Raw genomic sequence first — 20,449 nt, 5'->3', positions numbered from 1 at the left:
ACGTCCCGTTACTGATATAGTCTTGATGCCAGTACCACAGCAAATGCTGCCAGTCCCAGCAATGTTGCCAATGCGTAATACTGCACCAGTCCGTTTTGGACAGGTTGCAATACTTTGCCAATCTGCTGAGCCAATCGACCAGTGAAATCCACCAGCCCATCGACAATGTTGGCATCAATCCATTTGAGCACTTGAGCAATTGCTTCAGCAGGTTTGACCAGCATGAACTGATAAATCTCATCGAAATAGAGCTTGTTCAGTGACAACTGATACAGCGAACCGAAGCTGCGGGCAACCGTGCGAGAGAGGCCAGGCTTAATCAGATACATGAATGCAGCCAGCAGCACTCCTGCACAGGCGACGGCAATACTGGTGTACATAACCGTCACCGAAGCATGATGAACGCCAGTTACCTGATCATAAATGGCCGGGACATCCTGCAGGGGTTTGAAATTCGGGGTTCGCTCCAGCAGATAGCTGAACTGATGCGTGAATGGCCCAGTATAGAACCCGACAGCTACGGCACCTATTGCAAGAATGATCAGCGGTAGCGTCATGGACCAATCGCCTTCGTGTGCATGTCCTTCTGCTTCGGGGGGCAGTTTCTTTTCACCCCAGAAAGTCATGAAGTAGGCACGGAAGGTATAAAACGCAGTCAGGAACGCAGTGAATATGGCAAGGTAGTAAATGATCTGGAAGGCAAAGGCGAAATCACCCCGCTTGCTAGCTACTGCCAATACAAGCAGAATTTCATCTTTGCTGTAGAACCCTGAAAAGGGTGGCAATCCAGCCAGTGCTGCTGCCCCGATCAGAAATGTCAAATGTGTTATGGGCAATACATGTCGCAAGCCACTGAACCGGCGCATATCAATGACATGTCCCATGGCATGCATCACTGAACCAGATCCCAGGAAAAGCAGCGCCTTGAAAAATGCATGGGTAAAGAGATGGAACATGGCAGCAATGACTGCATAGGTTACCAGAGCTTCCTGCCCGGCACCTGCACCAAGTGCCATGAACATATAACCCAACTGACTCACCGTGGAATATGCCATGACACGTTTCAGATCATTCTGAGTGAGTGCTGCGATGGCTGCAATCACCGCTGTCGTGATACCAATCATGCTGACATAAAACTGAACCATGGGTTCAAGCACGAATAAAGGTGTACAACGGGCAACGAGATACACTCCCGCCGTCACCATGGTTGCAGCATGGATCAACGCAGAAACAGGCGTGGGACCTTCCATGGCATCAGGTAGCCAGACATGCAGTGGGAACTGTGCCGACTTGCCAATGGCTCCCATTACCAGGAACAGGCAAACCCAATACACGACTGTCGAACTCATCAGGTTGGTTTTGCTGAAAACCACATCGTAGTCGAGAGAACCTGTCGTTGACCAGATGACGATGATGCCGAGGATCAATCCGAAATCGCCGATTCGATTGACCAAAAAAGCCTTGCGGGCTGCAGCGGATGCACTGCTCTTCTTGAACCAGTAACCAATCAGAAGGTAGCTGCAAAGCCCCACACCTTCCCAGAACACAAAAGTCAAAAGGAAATTGTTGGACAACACCAGCATGGTCATGCAGAAAACGAACAATGCTACTGCTGCAAAAAATCGTGGATAGCCCGGATCGCCATGCATGTATCCGCGGGAAAAGATTGCCACCAGCATGCTGATGAATGTAACCATGACCAGCATCATGGCAGTCAATGGATCAGCCCTGAGCGTAATGCCCACATTGAGCTGTCCAATATTGATCCACTCGTAAAGCGTTGTGATTCTTGCTACTTCAGAAGCAGATGCTGGCGGCACAGGAGTATTTCTGATTTCACTCAGAACCGTGCAGGACAGGAAGAAACTCAACGCAAATGCGATGATAGTAGGCCAATGGCTTTGGCCTTTCAGATATTTCTTTCCCAGCAGGGTAATGATGATAGCTGCCAATAGTGGCAGGCCGGGAATCAACCAGAGATTGCCTTCCAAACCACTAGGCACGGGTGACCTCCTCTGTCAAACCAGTACGTGGTTCGCTGGAAGCTGATTCCCCCGGACGAAGTCCAGCAGGTGTCAGTTTCGGATATTCGATCGGTTCGCTGGCAGGATCAGCAGGCAATACGGTGGTATCCTCAACAGGCTCAAGTCCTGGATCACGCAGTTCCTGCCAGACACTGACATCGAGTGTTCGGCGTGAACGATAAAGTGTGAGGAATACTGCTAACGCCATGGCTGCTTCACATGCTGCAACTGACAGCATGAATATGACAAACGACTGCCCCTGCATATTTCGATGCAGGTTGCCGAATCCGACCATATTCAACGCAACGCCTGATAACATCATTTCCACACAAAGAAACATGACGATCAGATTACGACGAGTGAGAAAACCAATAGCTCCCAGTCCAAAGAGAATGGCTCCGATTATCAGATAGTTGTGGAGAATCACACTCATGCTGCCACCTTCTTTCGAGGACTGAGTGATGGCCTGCCAGATTCCTGTGCAATAACGATGGCTGCTATGGTGGCGACAAGCAACAGCGTTCCAGCCAGTTCAACAGCGTAAAGGTAATCACCGAACAAAGATCGTCCAAGTTCATTCACATGATCGTTGTTCTTATCCATGCGGTTTTGAGATAAAAAGGCCTGGTTCGTTGCACCAGCTTTTGAGCTGGAGAGTACGCCCTGGTGTCGCTGGAGTGCTTCCTCCATGCTTAAGGCAATTGCATAAAGCTTGGAAAGCGACGAATGTGTCTTCGATACCTGATTATCCTGCAGCAAAGTATTAGTGTCCTTCCATGCCTGGGCTGCTGCTGCTTTATTCTCATTAACCTGTGGCCAAGCTGATAATTGACTGAACAGTGAGTTCATCTGACTTTCAACTGATTTGCCATTAACCTTGAGCAAATCCATGATTTCCTGACTGCTTCGAACATAGCGGTCTGCTGCGGTTACATCCTGAGCTTCTTTCAGTGCCGCAACCACAACTTTTGGATCAGTTTCAACAGAAAAATTCTTCTCAATAACAAACAGAATAGCGGTCAGCAAAACGAATCCTGCCAGGCAACTGAAGATGCGCTCACGAGACCGACGATCGTAATCAGCCAGTCCAGTCTGCTGAGCGAGCATGATAACGAACAGGAATGTTACGATAATGGCGCCAGCATAAACGATGATGGTGACAGCAGCCAGGAATGATGCTGACATGACGAGAAACAGTCCGCAAACTCCCAGAATTACAATGGCAAAATACAACGCAGAATAAACTGGATTACGTTGAACGATCATGGCCCCGGCTGCAGCTACAGCAACACCGGAAAAGAAATAAAAGAACAAATCGAGCGGAAAATTGCCGGTTCGATTCAGAATCAGCAGACCTGCAAGCAGAAGAGAAAGAACTCCTGCAGCCAGTCCTGCTTGAAGAGGTACTTTCTTCCTGCTGGCGGATGGAAGCAATGCCACCAGAGATACCAGGCCCAGTAGAATTGGCAGCACCAGATACCAGTATGTCACCAGCCATGAGAAAAACTTATTCATTACCAATCCTGTAGGCTTGTGGCAGTCAACTGTTTAGCTGACATCTTGGTTTTATCGTGCACAGTCGATGCGGCAAGATAAGCAGGGTTGCTTCTCCATCACTGGGCATTAGCCCGGTTCGGGTTGGAATACTTGATCCCTTCATTTAATTCCGAGCAAGGGCCCAGTTTTCCACGTTGAGTACGAACCGGGTCGCTGCCCTGATTCGTCGTATGATCGTATACCGAAAGCAGTTTCTCCTTGTCGAACATCATTTCACTGCGGCTGTTTCCTGTCAGATCAAATAAGGTTGTCAGTTCAATGGCATCTACGGGACATGCTTCTTCACACATCCCGCAGTAGATGCAGCGAAGTTCATCAATGACGAATGTTTCGGGGTATTTCTCGCGGTCCGGCCAGGGCGAAGGCGCCGCCACTATATCAATACAATGTGCAGGACATGCAGTACTGCAGAGATAACAAGCTACACACTTTACACGCCCCTGCTCATCACGATTCAGTCGATGGAGTCCCTTGAAGTGCGGCGGCATGACAGGTCGTTCTTCGGGAAACTGTACCGTAACCCCACCACCACCCATGGTTTTAAACATGTGTTTGACCGTGGTGCCCATGCCGGAGATAATTGCCGGCACATAGAGCTTTTCCATCAAGGTCAACTTGGGCTGTTCCACCCACTTCACATCTTTTGCATTAATCGCCATTCGAGTCTTCCGGCATAGTGTTTCGATCAGTTATGTTTACTTACATTGATCAGGCAACTGAAACTCCATGTTGTAGTTCCAATTCCTGCCTGTTCTGACGCCAGATGGAGATGGCTCCGGGGATCAGGAACAGCAGTATGTTGACAGGCAACAGAAGCCAGGCAGACCAGTTGAAATGGCGCACCACCATGGCGAAGAAGAGATTTCCCAGCGAAAGTGGAATCAGCACTTTCCAGGCAAGCCCCATCAACTGATCGTATCTGAATCGTGGAATAGTCCATCGGATCAGCATGATAATCACGATGAAAAGAACCATCTTGGTGAAGAGCACCAGGAACTTGATGATGGCTCCACCCCATGTCTCAAATTCACCTGGACCCAATACGCTTGTAATTCCGGGGAAATGCCAGCCACCCAGGAACAGCACTGAACACAACAGGCTGATCGTAATCATGTGCGAATATTCACCCAGGAAGAACATGGCAAACTTCATAGCGGAGTATTCGGTATGAAAACCACCCACCAACTCCTGTTCCGTTTCAGGCAAGTCAAACGGCATTCGATTATTCTCAGCCAATGAGCTGGTGAAGAAGATCAGGAAAGCTAACGGTTGATAGAGAAAGAACCAGCCATGGTGCAACTGATAATCAATGATCTTTTCGAGGTTGAGCGAACCAACGAGCAGCACGATACCCAGAATCGACATGCCGAGCGGTATTTCGTAGCTGATCACCTGAGCACTGGAGCGAAGCGAGCCGATGAAACTGTATTTGTTGTTGGAAGCCCATCCACCCAGGATAATGGCATACACCGTTAAGGAACCAATAGCCAGCACGTAGAGTATACCGATGTCCACCCGCGGTGCAATGATCCACTGCTGCGGATCTGCTGTGTTAAGTGAAGTCGCACCAAATGGAACTACTGCCAGACCCAGCAATGCACACCCCACGCCAATTCCGGGGGCAACAAAGTAGAGTACTTTGTTCACATAACTGGGGACAATCTGTTCTTTCAGCAGAAACTTCAAACCATCAGCGATGGATTGCAGCAAGCCCCAGGGGCCAACGCGATTCGGGCCAATGCGATCCTGTGTCCATGCTGCAATTTTGCGTTCCAGGAAGATCAGATAAGCACAGATGCCTGGAACAATCAACAGCACGAGCAAGGCAACGATGCCTCGAATGGTCCAGGGGTGTGTCAGCAATTCCCACATAGTCTTTCGCTCAGTTCAAGAATTTCAATTCAGTTGCTATGCACGTTTCAGGAACCAGCCACTGCTGATCCTGAAGATGCCATCCTGTTTGTCGTTTTGCCTTTACTCAGAAACACCCCAAAGGCTCCCAGATCGCCCCGGCCAAGTGCTTCAAAGTAAGGGATGGATTTAGCCAGTTCTGCCCGAATCGTTGGTGCGTGGAACAGCCCACGCCGCTCCAACAGCTCAAGAAAAATCCTGCCATCGGCACGGGCCTCACCGGGACCATTGATGGCGCGTTTGATTTCCTGCGCCAGCAGGTTGTGATTGACGAAAGTTCCTTCCTTTTCTGCAAACGACCCACCAGGCAACACATATTTGGCGATTGCCGTCAGTGCGGAAGGAAGAACATCCTGAACGGCCAGAAATTCGAGTTTAGATAGTGCTGAGACTTCTTCAGAAGTTACCCATGCGGAGGGGTATCCGCCAACGGCATATGCTGCCTTGAACTGCCCGCCATTAACTGCATCAATGAAGTCGTTCCATTCGATGAGATCATCCTGGAAATGATCGATTACTGGAACCACACCGCGAAGGTTGGGACACTTTTCAGCCCTGATGGTGAACTTCACTTTATCAGCAGCAGGCGCTTCACCATGCGGACCCTTGGGATACTTGTCGTCCGAACCGTGTATTGGAACCGGGCCAAGCACAAATTTCACTTCAGCAGAAAGCCCCTGGAAATAAACTGCTGCCAAGTATGCTTCTTCGACAGTCATAAACGGCGAAAGCACCACGGCAAATTGGTTGCCCAAGCGGGAAACAGTTTCCTTCAATTCACGTCGCAGCCGGGGCATCAAGGCATCCCACGTAACATGCACATGACGGTCACCTGCTTTGGTCAATGGAGCTGACAGACGCTGCGCAGCATTGATGTACTTGAAACCAAACCTGCCTTCATCGCACATGAACGATCCCTGAGCATCGGGGTTGGTCCGTGGAGTGAGTCGATAAACGATATTCTTGTTCTGTGATACGTTGATACTGCATCCCGTGGAGCATCCAGGGCAAACACTGTTGGATTCCTGCAGAAACCATACACGCTGCTTGTACAGAAAATCCTTGCTGCACAAGGCACCAACCGGACAGAGATCCACTACATTCCCTGCAAGCTTGTTATTGCAAGGTTGATCGGGAAAAATGTCAATCTCGGCAGCTGCACCACGGTTAATGACCTGCAACTCACTGGTGCCACTGATCTCGCGAGTAAACCGCACGCAGCGGGTACACATCACACAGCGATCTGTATAGAGCGTGATGTTTTCTCCGATGTGATCTTTATCCGCCTTCTGAAGTTTGTCATCCTTGAAGCGACTGTATCCTCTGCCATACTTGTAGCTGTAATCCTGCAGATCGCACTCACCAGCCTGATCACAGACGGGACAATCGAGTGGGTGATTCAGCAATAGATATTCGAGTGTACCAGCCTGGGCATCCTTGGCCTTTTTGCTGTCGGTGACAACAACGCTACCATCCTTCACTGGTGTCTGACAACCCGGCACGACGCGAGGCTGCATGGAAACGGTGCCATCGGGCTTTCGTTCACCTACTTCGACAAGGCACATGCGGCAACTGGCAACAACCGTCAGATCGGGATGCCAGCAATAGTGAGGAATCTCAACGCCAATACGTTGAGCCGCTTCGATGGCATTGAGCTTCTCGCCATCCTGCAGTTTGATTTCCTGTCCGTTTACCCAAACCGTTGCCATGATCTATCCCATAGGGTCGTGTATTCAAGTCAGGCGTTGTTCACTTGGCCTTTGGCAATTTGTCAAACTCATTCTGACTGACGTATTTAACCGTTGTCAGATCTGCCATCAGGACCATCCGGTTGCCATCGTTGTCGGGAGTTTTTTCCCAGGCCAGCATGAATTTACCTGCTTCTTCACCCAGCTTTTGCAGGTTGACTCCATACATCACTTCGACTTCGCGAAACTGCATATCTCGCTTGGTTTTCATGACGCCAGCATCGAGTTCGCCCGCTGTTTTGGGAGGTTTACCCAGTGAAATACTGGCCAACTGGTAAGCCCTACCAATGTTCAGAAGCACCAGCTTGGCTGCATTGTCAAAGGGTACCTGCAAGACCGTATTGCGACCTGATGCACCTTGTTCAGCAGCCACAGGGGCAGCTTGCGGTTGCCCCTGAACAGGTGTAACGGGTATCTTAGATTCCACTCTGGTATCGGCAGATTTTCCGCAGCCTATCAGCAGACAGACAAGGATCAACCACACGAGGTAACGCATCAGTGACCTCCTGCGGAAATGAGTTCATCAGGTCGAATTAGCGATTTCCCGCTATTGATGAAGTCAACAAAATCCTGTTTGTACTTCTGGATGGCATTCTTGACCGGCCAGGCCGCTCCATCTGCCAGGCCGCAAATGGTTGTGCCGGGCATCGTGCCAATCGTATTGGCGACTTCCAGCAACTGATCCAGGTCGCTGAGTTCACCTTTTCCCTTACGAATACGGGTAAGAATCTTTGTCATCCAGGCTGTGCCTTCGCGACATGGCGTACACTGCCCGCACGATTCATGGCTGAAGAATCTGCAACTGTTAAATAACACATCCACCATGTTGGTCTGGTCATCGACGACCATGAGTGCAGCAGTGCCCAGGCCCAGGCAGCCTTTTTTGATTGGGTCGTTGAAATCGAGTTTGCAATCCAGCTCTGATTCGGTGAGGAATCCCATGCTCATTCCGCCGGGTACAACCGCTTTCGCTTTGCGACCATTCCAGACTCCACCTGCGTGATCGTCTATCAATTCCCGGCAGGTAATCCCCAGTGGCAATTCATAGCAGCCTGGCTTGTTGATATGGCCGGAAATGCAGTACAGCTTGGGGCCGTAACTTCCGATATCACGAGGATTGGCGGGGTCAGCGGGGATGCCTATTGACTTAAACCAGGCAACACCACGAGTGAAAATATGAGGCAAGCAAGCCAGGGTTTCAGGATTGTTGACAACGGTGGGCTTACGGAATGCACCTTCGATGGCAGGAAATGGCGGCTTGATGCGAGGCCAGGCACGCTTGCCTTCCAGACTTTCGATCAGACCTGTTTCTTCGCCACAGATATAAGCAGCAGCACCACGATGCAGATAGATGTCACAGTGAAAGCCCTTCTTGCCACAGGCATCTTTGCCGAGCTTTTTGGCCTTGTAGAGTTCATCCACGGCAGCTTGTAGCCGTCGATATGCATGACCATATTCGTAGCGGATGTAGATGTAAGCAGTGGTTGCCCGTGTGGCGTAACAGGCAATCATGATGCCTTCGAGCACCTGATGCGGATCATCTTCCATCAATATCCGATTGTTGAAAGTACCTGGTTCAGATTCGTCTGCATTGACACAGAGAAAAATGGGGCCTGTGTAGTCTTTAGGAAGAAACGTCCACTTCACACCAGTTGGGAAGCCAGCGCCACCTCGACCACGCAGGGCTGAATCCTTGGTGATCTGAACACACTCAGCAGAAGACTTGGCCAATGCTGCATCAAGTCCCTTGTACCCTCCACGCTGCTGATAGACAGCGAGGGTGTGGGAATCCTTGACTCCAACGTTCTTCAGCAACACTGGTTCAAACTTTGCCATACGGGTGTTACTTCCTTAAGTCTGCGATGAGGCTGTCCAACTGTGCATCACCAATGTTTCCGTGTATCTCATCATTCACCAGCACACAGGGTGCCTGCTCACACGCGCCGATGCATTCACCAAATTCCAGCGTTATTTTGCCATCGCTGGTAGTCTCGCCAGGCTTGGCGTGAAGCTTTTCGCAACACTGCGCCAGCAACTGCTCACCACCACGAAGCATGCAGGGCAAACTACGACAGACCCATAAGCGATGTTTTCCCAGCTTATGTTTTTCATCGCGATAAAAGCCATAGAAGCTGAGCGTGTCATGGATTTGTGCAGGACTGAGTTCCAGGAGTGCTGCAATTTCTTCAATCGCACCCTCAGGAACACATCGCAATTCATCCTGAACAATGTGTAATGCCGGGAGCGTCACCGCCTGCTTGTCGGGGTATCGTGGAAAATACGCCTTGATTTTCTGGATCATTGCTTCAGTCAAAACTGGCATCCGTCTTGGCTCCCTTCAGCATTACTCAAACACATCCGATAGCGAACAGTTCGATCCATTACCATTATCGATCAAGTTCCGCAGCGATGATTGACAGGCTCCCCAGTACTGCTACCACATCGCTGAGCATATGTCCCTTGATCAGATGCGGGAACATGGCCAGATGGTAGAACGCAGGCGGTCGAGTTCTGCATCGCCAGCTTTTTTCCGTTCCATCGCAGACCAGGTAGAAGCCCAATTCTCCACCTGGCCCTTCGATGGCACCATAGACTTCGTTGACTGGCGTTTTGAAGCCACGGTTGGACATTGTCAGTTCAAAATGCTGAATCATACCTTCGATGCTGCGCCAAGTGCTCGATTTATCAGGCAGCACCACTTTGCCATCCACATCGACATTCACCGGGCCGGAGGGAAGGTTATCAATGGCTTGAGTAATGATCTTGTGACTTTCAAGCATTTCGAGCATGCGAACGTGGTAACGTGCCAGACAGTCACCCTCTTTTGCCGCCACCACCTGAAAATCAAAATCCGGATACGACAGATAGGGATCGTCCTTGCGAACATCTCGCAGGACACCGCTGGCCCGTGCAATCGGCCCAGTAGCTGATCGATTGATGGCTTCTTCTTTGGTGAGTACTCCTACACCACGCAGACGGTCGATGAAAATCTTGTTCCTGTTTAGAAGGCCTGTCACATCGTTATAGGCCTTCATAAATCCCTTGAGGAACGACCGCAACTTGGCGATCCAGGCATCATCCACATCGTACAGCAAGCCACCCACGCGTGTGAAACTGGAATGGAATCGTTGACCGGAAGCATGTTCACACAGATCGTAGATCAGTTCACGCTGATAGAACGCATAGAGGAATGCGGTAAACGCTCCTAAATCGAGTGCACAGGTGCCAATGTTCAGCAAGTGATCCTGAATACGCATCAATTCATTAATGATGACTCGGATGTACTTGCAGCGTGGAGTCAGTTCGATGCCTAGCAGTTTTTCACAAACATGATGCCAGGCGATTTCGTTGCACAGCGGCGAAGTGTAATTCATTCTGTCAACTATGGTGACATACTGATTGAGATTGAGGTCTTCACCCAGTTTTTCAAAACCGGAATGGAGAAAGCCAATGTCGGGCACAGCATGGATGATCTGTTCGCCTTCCAGTGTGAGAACCAATCGCAGCGTAGTGTGGGTAGCAGGATGTTGAGGACCAAAGTTCAGTGTCCACTGAAACTCTCGCTCATCCAAGCCAGGTGCATCGCTTGCCTGTCGTTCTAAAACATCCAGTGCCATGCTTTCTCCTGAAACGGAGGTAACCCCTCCTTGTTTCATTATCCTTCTGCTCGAGTTAATACCGGGAAGTTGTGCCTTTCTCCCATACCCCGCAGCGGATAGTCCTTTCGCAGCGGGTAGGAAGTAAATTCCTGAGGCATCAAGATACGTCGCAAATCGGGATGCCCTTCAAAACGGATGCCATACATGTCGTAGACTTCGCGTTCGGGCCAGTCAGCACCTTTCCAGAGTGAATAGCTGGAAGGCAGCACTGGATCGGGATCGTTGACCATCGTCTTGACAACAATACGGCTTCCCTCAGAGGTATTGAGCAGACAATACACTACGGCAAAACGATCTGTCGTTGCGGTGGGATAACCCATGTAATCGATAGCCGTGATATCAACCAGGAAATCAAATCCGCAATCATTCTTCAGGCAGGTCAACACCTTCATCAGGATGTCCTTGCTAACGTGAACACGAGTATTATCACGAAATTCACTGGTGGAAATGCTGCCATTCCCAGACACTTCTTTCAGTTTGTTGATTGCTTCTTGTGCTGTCATACTGATGACAATCCTTTGCAATTACTTTCTGGCAGGATGAATTTCCAATGATGTTCTTACGCCCCGTTCACCGAATTGCACTTTGCCAGTTCCTTCCCATTGCCGGGTAGCAGTGGTGTAATCACCCGGTGCTACGACTGCATCCAATGGACGCGGCAATGATTGGGAAGGACCGGTATACTGCGTTCGCTTGTCAAACTCATCGCTGAAGAATTTGCCAGTCTGCCGAATCTTTTCCTGTAGATCAATGACTGCCTGAATGAGCTGTTCTGGACGTGGCGGACAGCCGGGAACATACATATCAACAGGAATGAATCGATCTACACCCTGTACCACAGCATAGGTATCAAAGACTCCACCGGTGCTGGCACACGCTCCCATGGAGATGCACCACTTGGGTTCAGGCATCTGCTGCCAGATTCGCTGCAGTACAGGCAGCATTTTCATTACGACGCGGCCGGCGACAATCATCAAGTCGCATTGCCTGGGTGAAAACCGCATAACTTCAGCGCCAAAGCGTGCTAGGTCGTGACGCGATGCACCTGTGGCCATCAGTTCAATGCCACAGCAGGCTGTTGCAAAAGGCATGGGCCACAGACTGTTGGTCCGTACCCAGTTTGCCAAAGCATCGAGCTTGGCTGTAAACACATTTTCCGGCAGGCTTACCGCCATTTGAATACCCCTTTTTTCCAGGCATAAATGTAGGCAATACCCAAGGTCACCAGGAAGACCAGCATGACTGCAAAGACTGGATCACGCAGCATGACTGGAATACCGGAGGTCGCTTCCCCTTCTACAGGCTGGTAAGCACTCACTGCCCAGGGGTAGAGGAAAATTAATTCAATATCGAAGACCAGAAACAGAATGGCGACCAGATAGAATTTGACATCAAAATGCTGGCGGGCATCGCCAACAATGTCCATGCCTGATTCGTAAGGCGTATCTTTGACTTTGGTACGTTTGAATGGTGATAGGAGATGAGCCGCCCCCAGACTCGTAACGACAAAACCAAGGACGAGAACGACGTAGATAAGAATGGGGACAAACGAATTCAGACCATCTCCCATGTCGAACACCTTCTGGCATCGGAGTGATAAATCAGTGTCAGTGTATGGCGGCAATCATGACGGGCAAGTTGAATTGAAATCACATTTCAGAATGTTGACTCCACGCCTATTATGAAAATGACAAGGTTTCATCTCTACAACTGTACCAAGGCATGGAATCGGCTATGCTTACATTATTGGGCGTACATGTCAGTAATTGTCCGGGGGAGTAACATCAATGCATTTCACCAAAATGCATGGGATTGGCAATGATTACATTTATGTCGATTGCATCAATCAAAAGCCGCCAGGCAATCCTTCTGAATTAGCCAAGCGTATTAGTGATCGCCATTTCGGGGTTGGTGCTGATGGCCTCATCCTCATCTGTCCCTCGGAGCGGGCTAATGTCCGCATGCGCATGTTCAATGCCGATGGCAGCGAAGGCGAAATGTGTGGCAACGGAATCAGATGCGTCGCGAAATATGTGTACGACCATGGTCTAGTGAAAAAAGAGTTGTTAACCATCGAAACCGGCCGAGGTGTTCTTGAACTTAAACTGCTGGTCACGTCAGGCAAAGTGCATCAAGTGACGGTCGATATGGGTGAACCAATACTCGATGGATTGAAAATCCCGACAATCTGGGATAAGCCGAGCGTAGTTCAACAGCCACTGGAAGACGACTGGGGAACACAGGTTATTGATCTTGCGGAAGGATGTGGTCTGGAACCAGCGATGACCTGTGTATCCATGGGTAACCCGCATGTGGTTCTTTACTGCAAGGATGTTGGCAAGTTACCCATTTCAAGTGTCGGCCCGATTCTGGAACATGCCCCTGCCTTCCCTAGGCGAATTAATGTCCATTTTGTTCAGATTCATTCCAGCAGCGAAGTGACGATGCGAACCTGGGAACGAGGCAGCGGAATTACCCTGGCCTGTGGTACAGGAGCCTGTGCAGTCTGCGTTGCTGGTGTCTTAACCAGTCAGACTAGCAGGCAGTTGCTGGCACATTTACCTGGAGGCGACCTGCAACTGCATTGGGATGGATCAGGTAATCATGTATTTATGACCGGACCCGCTTCCGAAATATTTCAGGGTGTTTGGCCCGACTAAGTCATCATGGTTCATCGCGGTTGATGGCTCAGTACAATAAAGGACTCCTTCCAAAGGGAATGCTCATGTCGAAGGGTCAGCGTGATGTACTGATGGGGTTGGTGTTGCTCATCGCTGCAGGCGCAGGTGGAGCTTATCTCATGTTCCAAAAACCTGTTGCCTCAGCATCTACCACCAGTGTCTCTGCAAAAACCTATCCTCAGCCACTGGTACCCTTCGATGGCCAGCAGGCCATGAAGCATCTGCAGACGATTTGCGATCTGGGGCCACGAATCAGTGGCACCAGTGCTCATGCCAAGATGGTTGACCTGATTGAAAAGCACTTTCAGGATCATGGATTAACGGTTAAACGTCAAAATTTTGAGGCAAAACAACGCAGCACTCTGATCCCCGTCAAACTGACGAACCTTATTGCATCGTGGAAGCCGGAACGCAAAGTGCGATTGCTGATTTGCACGCATTACGATACACGCCCCCTGGCTGACCAGGAAAAGGACAGCAAAGACTGGAGAAAACCTTTTCTTGCAGCCAACGATGGAGCTTCCGGGGTTGCCTTCATGATGGAAATGGCACGACATCTGGAAGCCCTTGATGCACCATTAGGCATCGATTTTGTCTGTTTTGATGGTGAAGAATATATCCTCGATAACCGGCCATCCGATCAAGGTGGTGATCAGTATTTCCTGGGGTCACGTTTTTTCGCGGACGAATACGCCAAGCAGGTAAAAGCAGGCAATTCTCCCTGGGCCTATCAGGAAGCTATTCTGCTCGATATGGTTGCTGGAAAAAATGCCAGATTCCTCATGGAAGGCGAATCCATGATGAAGGCACCGCAAATGACGGAGCGCATTTGGAAAATTGCAGAGGAACACGGTGCCAAGGTCTTCGTCACTCAGCGTGGCTTGCCGGTGCTTGATGATCACCTCGAATTACACCGGGTGGGCATCCCAGCCATCGATATCATTCCCGTACTGCCTGATAATGCACGGGAGGGATTATTGAGTTACCCGCATTGGCATAAACTGACCGACATCCCGGAAAACTGCTCTGCCGATACATTGGAGCAAGTTGCAAAAGTATTGGCCTTCTGGATGAAAAACACCAAGTAGGTTGGAACATGGAGCAATACGCTGCTTGGATTGTAGTCACAATTACCACTGTCTCAGCTCTGGGACTTGGCTACCGTCAGTTGCGCATCCGGCATTGGCTCAGGCAGAATGAAGTGTCATTAAGCACTGCAGACATCGCCTATCATCGATGGAGTATCAGGCGGCGACTTGCAGGTTGTGTGCTGCTCCTCATCCTAGCTGCCATGATTGCTGGACTTTATGTCTTTCAAATTGCCCAGGGACTTGATGAACTGTTGACGCTTGGAGAGCAGATCAAGGGAACCGGACAAAAACTGACAGCGGAACAAGAAGCTTTTCTTTACCGATCTCTACGTTATGTTGCCGTGCTGCTTATCATTCTCATGCTGCTCTTTTTCCTGGCTGGGTGGGACATCATTTCAATCAGACGATTTGGCTTCCGACATCGCCAACGCATCAGAGATGATCGCCGGGCGATGCTGGAAAGGCAACTCCCCTTGCTTTACGCAGAAAGGCGAGTAGCCCAGGATGCAGATACCCCTTCCACTGGCGAATCTAGCTGATACAGGCAAGTCGTATAATCTAAGCAACTTGCTCTAGCCCGTTCAAACTGTTTCGCAGCATGTCTTGACACTTTTTCTAACTTCCGCTAAAGCCCGCGATGCGAACTGACGCAACTTATCCGCACGGACGCGGGAGCAACGCATGCCGGGCAGCACTGTCTGTATTCATAGCTCGCTGAATCACAATCGAAATACCTGGCGTATTTCCCTTGTCTTGCTGCTTGCTGTTCCATTCTTCGGGATAACCAAATCCCTGGCACAGATGCCACCGGAACCACCCGAACCGCCGCGCGGCTTGCAGACTTTATTGCCTTCGCAGGCTAAAGACCTGCAAAGCATGATCAATCCTCAAGCTCCGCCAACTCCTACGCTGGTAATCCCTGCACCTCGAACAACGGAAACACTGGGTTTACAACAAACACCATCGCAAAACATTACCAAGATTCGATTCGTCGGCAATCGCCGACTCGTGGAAGATCAATTGAAAAATCAGATCAGCAGTCGTGAAGGACAGCCCTACATCGCTGAAAAAGTGCGCAATGATGTGCGAACTCTGGATTCCACAGGGAGATACATCGGCGGAGTACGTGTAGAAGAGATTGACACACCTGAGGGCAAAGTTCTGACTTTTCATGTGCTTGAACGGCCACTCATTGAAGAAATTGTCTACCAGGGGGCACGCCACATCAGCCGGGATGATCTCGAATTGCATACCGGTTTGAAAAAAGGCTTCCCTATGAATGTGGCCTTGAATAAGGTCGCATGTCAAAAGCTGGAACAGCATTACCACAGCAAAGGCCGCTGGTTCGCCGAGGTACATCTGGCCGAAGGCAGTCGCCAGGAAGATACTCGCGTCGTTTTCCAGATCACGGAAGGACCGGTTGTACGCGTCAAGAAAGTGAACATTGTTGGCGCGACATTTGTATCCGCAGCTCGCTTAAGCATTGGTTCCAAGATGGATACCAGTGATTTGCTTTTTGGGTTGTTCGGCTCCGATTACAATCCCATGTCATTGGAACAGGATATCAGCAAGATCATCGAGTATTACAAAACCTATGGCTACTTCGATGTAAAAGCCCGGAAGAACGTCACCTGGACGCAGGACATGTCAGGTGTCGAGATCAACATCGTGGTTGAAGAAGGACCACAATATCTGGTAAGGGATGTAAAAGTACTAGGCAATCAGAAGATCGATAACGAAATCCTGCTTGCACACAATCAATTGAAAACGGGACAGACTTACACGATGAAAGAAATGCAGGCTGGCCTCATCCGCATGCAGGATGAATATGGCAAGCGAGGCTACTATGGAACCAAGATTGCACCAGAGTTCAATTACTCAACTGAACCTGGAGTGATGACGGTGGTTTACAAGGTCGACGAAAGCCCGGGCGTTACTTACCTCGCCGAGGCAAAGATTGTCGGCAACACGGTGACACGCGATGATGTGATCCGAAAAGAGTTGCGTATTGTGCCCGGACAAATCCTTGATGCTACCCGGATACGTGAAAGTGAACGCAATCTGGCTCGACTGGGTATCTTCAACATGATGAATGGCGGGCCTCGCATTTACCTGGAAGATCCTGACAGCCCCTCAGCATTCAAGAATGCCATCGTACAGGTTGAAGAAGATCGAACCGGTTCATTGAATGTGGGAGCAGCAGTCGGGTCGGATGCAGGTGTCAACCTTCAGTTTGCACTGAATGAACGCAACTTTGATATCCTGCGGTTCCCCACCAGTTGGGATGATTTCAGCAGCGGACGTGCATTCCGGGGTGGTGGACAGTCATTCTCCATTCGTGCTCAGCCCGGTAACCAGTTCAGTAATTACAGTGTCAGTTGGACTGAACCTTCTTTGTTCAACTCCGATTATAGCCTCAATCTGGGAGGTTACTTCTTTAACCGCTTCTACTCAGAGTATCACGAACAACGACTCGGCGGACGTATTGGAATCGGCAAGCGTCTCGATGATGCCTGGTTTTTCAATGTCGGGTTCCGGGCTGAGAATATTGATGTCAGCAATGTAGCGATCAATGCACCCGTTGATTACACCTCGGTGGAAGGCGTCAATTCACTCTTTGCGCCGCGAATCAGTTTTATTCGCGATACACGAGACTCATTCTTGAGAGCAACCGAAGGCAATAAATTTGAAATTGGCTTCGAACAGGCTTTTGGCAGCTATAGCTTCCCCATCGCCACTGTTGAAGATTCACAGTACTTCACTGTTTATCAGAGACCTGATGGAAGCGGTCGACATGTACTGGTATTCCACGGTATTCTGGGATTCAGCGGCGAAGATACACCGGTGTATGAACGCTGGTTCCTGGGCGGTGCCCGTAATCTGCGAGGCTTTGCCTTCCGCGGTGCAGGACCTTCAGTCAATGGTTATAAGGTCGGTGGAACCTTCAACATGGTAGGCAACGTCGAATATCAAATTCCACTCGATGCCCGTGACAACCTGATGGCTGTTGCCTTCTGTGATTTTGGAACGGTAGAAAGCGAAGTTTCCCTTCGCGATTTCCGTCTCAGCGTCGGTGCTGGATTGAGAATCAATGTTCCCATGCTGAGCCCGGCACCAATCGCACTGGACTTCGGTTTCCCGCTGATGAAGAAGGATACCGATGTCACTCAGGTATTTCAGTTTACCGTTGCTGTTTCCTGGTAAGTACAGACAGGATCTGATATGAAACTTCGACACCTGCTCCTGCCAACAGTCCTGGTAACTGGCTGCAGTACCTCTCCATGTGCCGATTTTCTTGATCACTTCTGGCCTGCCAAGCCTCCTGCTTCAGCTGGTATTGGCGCCTTTGGTGGAGTGTGCGATCCGAATCCTACAGGGCCTGGTGTTGCTGGCGGCCCTGTTGCATCTCCGCCTCCACTGGTACCCTTGGCACCTGGTACTGGACCAGGTGGACCTGTGGTAGCGCCTCCTCCAGGCAACACAGCGCCATCGGGGCCGACACCCTATATCCCCGGCGCCAGTACACCTCCACCCCTTAGCAGTTTGCCTGCACCTGATCTACAACCAAATCCCGGATTATCGGGAGTACCAACAGGTACTTCACCTCAACCAGGTGGAACAGAGGCTAGACCATTGCCCGCCCCACCGAGTTCAACACCGCCTCCATTGCAATAACTGGATTTTACTTCAGCTTTACCGCTTTTAATTCCCTGCTATCACGAATGAATAGTATTCCCTGTGCATAGGCAGGATGCGCCCAAGTCATACGACACAGTGGTGAACGCGCCAATTCTTCATAACTTTTTTGCGATGGCTGCAGCATAACCAGATCGCCTTTTTCTTCCATCATCAGGAGCTTATCCTTGGTTCGCAACAGGGTGGCATGGTAAGTACCTACTCCCTTTTTGCTCCAGAGTGATTGACCTGTCTTCGGATCAATGCAGTGGAGAGTCGCTGCAGGGTTAATTATCTGTCCTGTTACCGCATACAGACTGCCATCAAATTCTACTGGAGTGCCGAAATAACAGGTGAGTTGACTGTTTTTCCAGGCCTGACTTGCATAAGGCTCGGTGGAGGTCAACTTGATGCCGATACTTCCGAATGTCACCGAGCTAGCGAAAATCAGATCGCCCACACGCACTGGGGTTGTTGAACTTTCATTTAACAGGTCTTTCAGTGGAATTCTGAATTGTTCCTTCCCGGTTGCAGGATCAAGCCCAACAACTCCACGTTCAGTTTGAAACAGCAGAAGATTTTTCCCATCCATTCTGGTAATGGTCGGGGAAGAATAACTGGCACGATCCGTTCCCGACTTCCACAGCAGTTCGCCAGTCTTCTTATTGAATGCAACAATACTCCCCAGTTCTCCGCCAGGCATCACATAGACATTTTTTTCATCTACCAGAGGCGAGCTAGAAACGCCGAAATAGAGATTCTTTGCTTTAAACTCGCTCAGCAGATTTTTCTGCCAGATTTCCTTACCGGTGGCGGCATCGCGACAAAACAGAATTCCTGTCACACCCAGGCTGTAAATCATTCCATCCGAGTAGCTTGGCGTGGCTCGCGGGCCAACTCCAAACTGGCTTTTGAAAGGCGCACGTGGATTTATTGCCTCCCAGACTTTTTTTCCAGACAAATCCCAGGCAGTCAGCGTTTCTTCGTCTCCAGTCCCCTGTTTGTGATGAAGGAAAACCATGCCTTGGGCCACGATGGGTGAACTATGCCCATCACCAACTGGAATCGTCCAGGCAACTTCCAGTGGTTTCCTCCATGGTTCGATAGTGTCGTCAATTTTTCCATTGCGAGTGGGGCCTAGCCATTGTGGCCAGTCCTGTGAATATCCGTTAACTGTAACAACGAAGAAAATCAGACAAACGAGGAAACGTGACATGGAATTCCTCACAACCTGAATGGGTGGTGTGAAGATGTTGTACGAAGGGAGCATTCAGGAATAATGAAAGTCTGATTATTTAAACCATTGCTGGATCATGCCGCCACAGGCCCAATGAACCAGTGCGATGACAGTTCCAATGACAGCCCCGCCAATAACCATCAAAAGATAGGGCGCCATCCTCGTAGGCCGAATCGTTTCCTCATGGAGAGGGCGATGAAAGATATCATCTGCATAAACAAAACGAGCCAGCATTAATCCCACGACGACCAAGGATGCCATGCCAATGGTAAATCCCAGCGGAGGTAATGCCTGTGCAGGCAATGCCATTCGCATGGCTATAACTGGAGCAGCTACGGCACATGCCAGCAGAAGCAGTTCACCACTGTGATGAATCAGGCGAGCCGCCAGGTCTTCCATATCCATACGCACTGCACTGAGAGCATCGCTGGCTGCAGAACCGACATCAGGGTCAGATTGCAGATTACGCAACAGGGTTTCCGCACGAACTGCAGTTGGACCCATTCGCCTCAACTGTTCAATGATGGCCAGGCGATACGGGACTTCCACCGGTGTAGTTGAGCGTAATGCCTGCAACAACATGGTAACCGCCTGTTGTCCCCAGTGACTCAGCACATTGGCTGCCATGTTTTTCAAAGATTCATCAGAATCGTTCAGCAATGGAATGACGGCAGCCATCGTATCCTGATCAGGCCGGGCCAAATGATCCAGTTCAATTAATGACTTTTGACGTTCTTCAACGGGAACGTCAGGAGCAAAGAGCGATTCCGTTCTTGTCAGTGAACGTGAGCGGGTTTCAGTGGACATGAAACAACTATAGCTTTCTTTTTGACCGCAACATGACCGATGGGCTATTGTTATTCGCC

Annotated in this window: 20 protein-coding genes; 5 read left to right on the top strand and 15 right to left on the bottom strand. The window is 50.0% G+C overall.

Going from position 1 to position 20,449, the window contains the following annotated elements:
* Positions 1-8: 8 nt before the first annotated feature.
* The 13 genes from nuoL to JNJ77_22145 form a co-directional block, all read right to left on the bottom strand.
* Positions 9-1,991, bottom strand: a complete 1,983-nt coding sequence (gene nuoL / locus JNJ77_22205) for an NADH-quinone oxidoreductase subunit L (GenBank protein ID MBL8825318.1) — start codon at positions 1,989-1,991, stop codon at positions 9-11.
* A 4-nt stretch (positions 1,992-1,995) separates the two neighbouring features.
* A complete protein-coding gene (gene nuoK / locus JNJ77_22200) occupies positions 1,996-2,457 on the bottom strand; it encodes an NADH-quinone oxidoreductase subunit NuoK (protein MBL8825317.1) in 462 nt (153 codons plus the stop codon).
* Positions 2,454-3,539: an NADH-quinone oxidoreductase subunit J gene (locus JNJ77_22195; protein ID MBL8825316.1), complete on the bottom strand. Its 1,086-nt coding sequence runs from the start codon at positions 3,537-3,539 to the stop codon at positions 2,454-2,456. Before JNJ77_22195 ends, nuoK begins: the two co-directional genes overlap by 4 nt.
* A gap of 98 nt (positions 3,540-3,637) precedes the next feature.
* The gene (locus JNJ77_22190) at positions 3,638-4,240 is read right to left on the bottom strand and encodes an NADH-quinone oxidoreductase subunit I (protein MBL8825315.1); all 603 of its coding nucleotides are present in this window, start codon (positions 4,238-4,240) and stop codon (positions 3,638-3,640) included.
* Positions 4,241-4,289: 49 nt separating this feature from the next.
* Positions 4,290-5,453, bottom strand: coding sequence for an NADH-quinone oxidoreductase subunit NuoH (nuoH, locus tag JNJ77_22185; protein ID MBL8825314.1), 1,164 nt, complete (start codon positions 5,451-5,453; stop codon positions 4,290-4,292).
* 47 nt (positions 5,454-5,500) lie between these two features.
* Positions 5,501-7,201, bottom strand: a complete 1,701-nt coding sequence (locus tag JNJ77_22180) for a molybdopterin-dependent oxidoreductase (GenBank protein MBL8825313.1) — start codon at positions 7,199-7,201, stop codon at positions 5,501-5,503.
* Positions 7,202-7,241: 40 nt separating this feature from the next.
* A complete protein-coding gene (locus JNJ77_22175) occupies positions 7,242-7,736 on the bottom strand; it encodes a hypothetical protein (GenBank protein MBL8825312.1) in 495 nt (164 codons plus the stop codon).
* A complete protein-coding gene (gene nuoF / locus JNJ77_22170) occupies positions 7,736-9,076 on the bottom strand; it encodes an NADH-quinone oxidoreductase subunit NuoF (GenBank protein MBL8825311.1) in 1,341 nt (446 codons plus the stop codon). Before nuoF ends, JNJ77_22175 begins: the two co-directional genes overlap by 1 nt.
* Before the next feature lie 7 nt (positions 9,077-9,083).
* Complete coding sequence (locus JNJ77_22165; protein ID MBL8825310.1) at positions 9,084-9,563, bottom strand: NAD(P)H-dependent oxidoreductase subunit E; 480 nt, start codon at positions 9,561-9,563, stop codon at positions 9,084-9,086.
* A 64-nt stretch (positions 9,564-9,627) separates the two neighbouring features.
* Positions 9,628-10,857 (bottom strand): NADH-quinone oxidoreductase subunit D, encoded by a 1,230-nt coding sequence (locus tag JNJ77_22160; GenBank protein MBL8825309.1) that lies wholly within the window; start codon positions 10,855-10,857, stop codon positions 9,628-9,630.
* 38 nt (positions 10,858-10,895) lie between these two features.
* Positions 10,896-11,402, bottom strand: coding sequence for an NADH-quinone oxidoreductase subunit C (locus tag JNJ77_22155; protein MBL8825308.1), 507 nt, complete (start codon positions 11,400-11,402; stop codon positions 10,896-10,898).
* Between the two features lie 21 nt (positions 11,403-11,423).
* Entirely contained in the window at positions 11,424-12,074 is a 651-nt protein-coding gene (gene nuoB, locus JNJ77_22150) for an NADH-quinone oxidoreductase subunit NuoB (protein MBL8825307.1), read from the bottom strand.
* Positions 12,065-12,469 carry an NADH-quinone oxidoreductase subunit A gene (locus JNJ77_22145; GenBank protein ID MBL8825306.1) on the bottom strand — a complete coding sequence of 135 codons (405 nt, stop codon included), beginning with the start codon at positions 12,467-12,469 and terminating at the stop codon, positions 12,065-12,067. The genes nuoB and JNJ77_22145 overlap by 10 nt, the downstream gene beginning before the upstream one ends.
* Before the next feature lie 217 nt (positions 12,470-12,686).
* Between JNJ77_22145 and JNJ77_22140 the strand changes: the two genes are divergently transcribed.
* The 5 genes from JNJ77_22140 (at position 12,687) to JNJ77_22120 (ending at position 18,346) form a co-directional block, all read left to right on the top strand.
* Positions 12,687-13,559, top strand: a complete 873-nt coding sequence (locus JNJ77_22140) for a diaminopimelate epimerase (GenBank protein ID MBL8825305.1) — start codon at positions 12,687-12,689, stop codon at positions 13,557-13,559.
* A 65-nt stretch (positions 13,560-13,624) separates the two neighbouring features.
* Positions 13,625-14,668: a M28 family peptidase gene (locus JNJ77_22135; GenBank protein ID MBL8825304.1), complete on the top strand. Its 1,044-nt coding sequence runs from the start codon at positions 13,625-13,627 to the stop codon at positions 14,666-14,668.
* Positions 14,669-14,676: 8 nt separating this feature from the next.
* The gene (locus JNJ77_22130) at positions 14,677-15,210 is read left to right on the top strand and encodes a hypothetical protein (GenBank protein ID MBL8825303.1); all 534 of its coding nucleotides are present in this window, start codon (positions 14,677-14,679) and stop codon (positions 15,208-15,210) included.
* 142 nt (positions 15,211-15,352) lie between these two features.
* On the top strand, positions 15,353-17,875 hold the full coding sequence (gene bamA / locus JNJ77_22125) for an outer membrane protein assembly factor BamA (GenBank protein ID MBL8825302.1): 2,523 nt from the start codon (positions 15,353-15,355) through the stop codon (positions 17,873-17,875).
* Positions 17,876-17,893: 18 nt separating this feature from the next.
* Complete coding sequence (locus tag JNJ77_22120) at positions 17,894-18,346, top strand: hypothetical protein (protein ID MBL8825301.1); 453 nt, start codon at positions 17,894-17,896, stop codon at positions 18,344-18,346.
* Between the two features lie 7 nt (positions 18,347-18,353).
* Here JNJ77_22120 and JNJ77_22115 read toward each other — a convergent pair whose 3' ends face one another.
* Positions 18,354-19,562 (bottom strand): PQQ-like beta-propeller repeat protein, encoded by a 1,209-nt coding sequence (locus tag JNJ77_22115; protein ID MBL8825300.1) that lies wholly within the window; start codon positions 19,560-19,562, stop codon positions 18,354-18,356.
* Between the two features lie 75 nt (positions 19,563-19,637).
* On the bottom strand, positions 19,638-20,390 hold the full coding sequence (locus tag JNJ77_22110; GenBank protein ID MBL8825299.1) for a hypothetical protein: 753 nt from the start codon (positions 20,388-20,390) through the stop codon (positions 19,638-19,640).
* Positions 20,391-20,449 lie beyond the last annotated feature (59 nt).

The sequence above is a fragment of the Planctomycetia bacterium genome (assembly GCA_016795155.1).
GTDB lineage: Bacteria > Planctomycetota > Planctomycetia > Gemmatales > HRBIN36 > JAEUIE01.
This window is presented reverse-complemented; position numbering and strand designations above follow the sequence as displayed.

What these genes read in the sequence shown, in the direction of transcription:
- nuoK (MBL8825317.1), bottom strand. Translation starts at nt 2,457, where the DNA reads ATGAGTGTGATTCTCCACAACTATCTGATAATCGGAGCCATTCTCTTT.
- JNJ77_22195 (MBL8825316.1), bottom strand. Translation starts at nt 3,539, where the DNA reads ATGAATAAGTTTTTCTCATGGCTGGTGACATACTGGTATCTGGTGCTG.
- JNJ77_22190 (MBL8825315.1), bottom strand. Translation starts at nt 4,240, where the DNA reads ATGGCGATTAATGCAAAAGATGTGAAGTGGGTGGAACAGCCCAAGTTG.
- nuoH (MBL8825314.1), bottom strand. Translation starts at nt 5,453, where the DNA reads ATGTGGGAATTGCTGACACACCCCTGGACCATTCGAGGCATCGTTGCC.
- JNJ77_22180 (MBL8825313.1), bottom strand. Translation starts at nt 7,201, where the DNA reads ATGGCAACGGTTTGGGTAAACGGACAGGAAATCAAACTGCAGGATGGC.
- JNJ77_22175 (MBL8825312.1), bottom strand. Translation starts at nt 7,736, where the DNA reads ATGCGTTACCTCGTGTGGTTGATCCTTGTCTGTCTGCTGATAGGCTGC.
- nuoF (MBL8825311.1), bottom strand. Translation starts at nt 9,076, where the DNA reads ATGGCAAAGTTTGAACCAGTGTTGCTGAAGAACGTTGGAGTCAAGGAT.
- JNJ77_22165 (MBL8825310.1), bottom strand. Translation starts at nt 9,563, where the DNA reads ATGCCAGTTTTGACTGAAGCAATGATCCAGAAAATCAAGGCGTATTTT.
- JNJ77_22160 (MBL8825309.1), bottom strand. Translation starts at nt 10,857, where the DNA reads ATGGCACTGGATGTTTTAGAACGACAGGCAAGCGATGCACCTGGCTTG.
- JNJ77_22155 (MBL8825308.1), bottom strand. Translation starts at nt 11,402, where the DNA reads ATGACAGCACAAGAAGCAATCAACAAACTGAAAGAAGTGTCTGGGAAT.
- nuoB (MBL8825307.1), bottom strand. Translation starts at nt 12,074, where the DNA reads ATGGCGGTAAGCCTGCCGGAAAATGTGTTTACAGCCAAGCTCGATGCT.
- JNJ77_22145 (MBL8825306.1), bottom strand. Translation starts at nt 12,469, where the DNA reads ATGGGAGATGGTCTGAATTCGTTTGTCCCCATTCTTATCTACGTCGTT.
- JNJ77_22140 (MBL8825305.1), top strand. Translation starts at nt 12,687, where the DNA reads ATGCATTTCACCAAAATGCATGGGATTGGCAATGATTACATTTATGTC.
- JNJ77_22135 (MBL8825304.1), top strand. Translation starts at nt 13,625, where the DNA reads ATGTCGAAGGGTCAGCGTGATGTACTGATGGGGTTGGTGTTGCTCATC.
- JNJ77_22130 (MBL8825303.1), top strand. Translation starts at nt 14,677, where the DNA reads ATGGAGCAATACGCTGCTTGGATTGTAGTCACAATTACCACTGTCTCA.
- bamA (MBL8825302.1), top strand. Translation starts at nt 15,353, where the DNA reads ATGCCGGGCAGCACTGTCTGTATTCATAGCTCGCTGAATCACAATCGA.
- JNJ77_22120 (MBL8825301.1), top strand. Translation starts at nt 17,894, where the DNA reads ATGAAACTTCGACACCTGCTCCTGCCAACAGTCCTGGTAACTGGCTGC.
- JNJ77_22115 (MBL8825300.1), bottom strand. Translation starts at nt 19,562, where the DNA reads ATGTCACGTTTCCTCGTTTGTCTGATTTTCTTCGTTGTTACAGTTAAC.
- JNJ77_22110 (MBL8825299.1), bottom strand. Translation starts at nt 20,390, where the DNA reads ATGTCCACTGAAACCCGCTCACGTTCACTGACAAGAACGGAATCGCTC.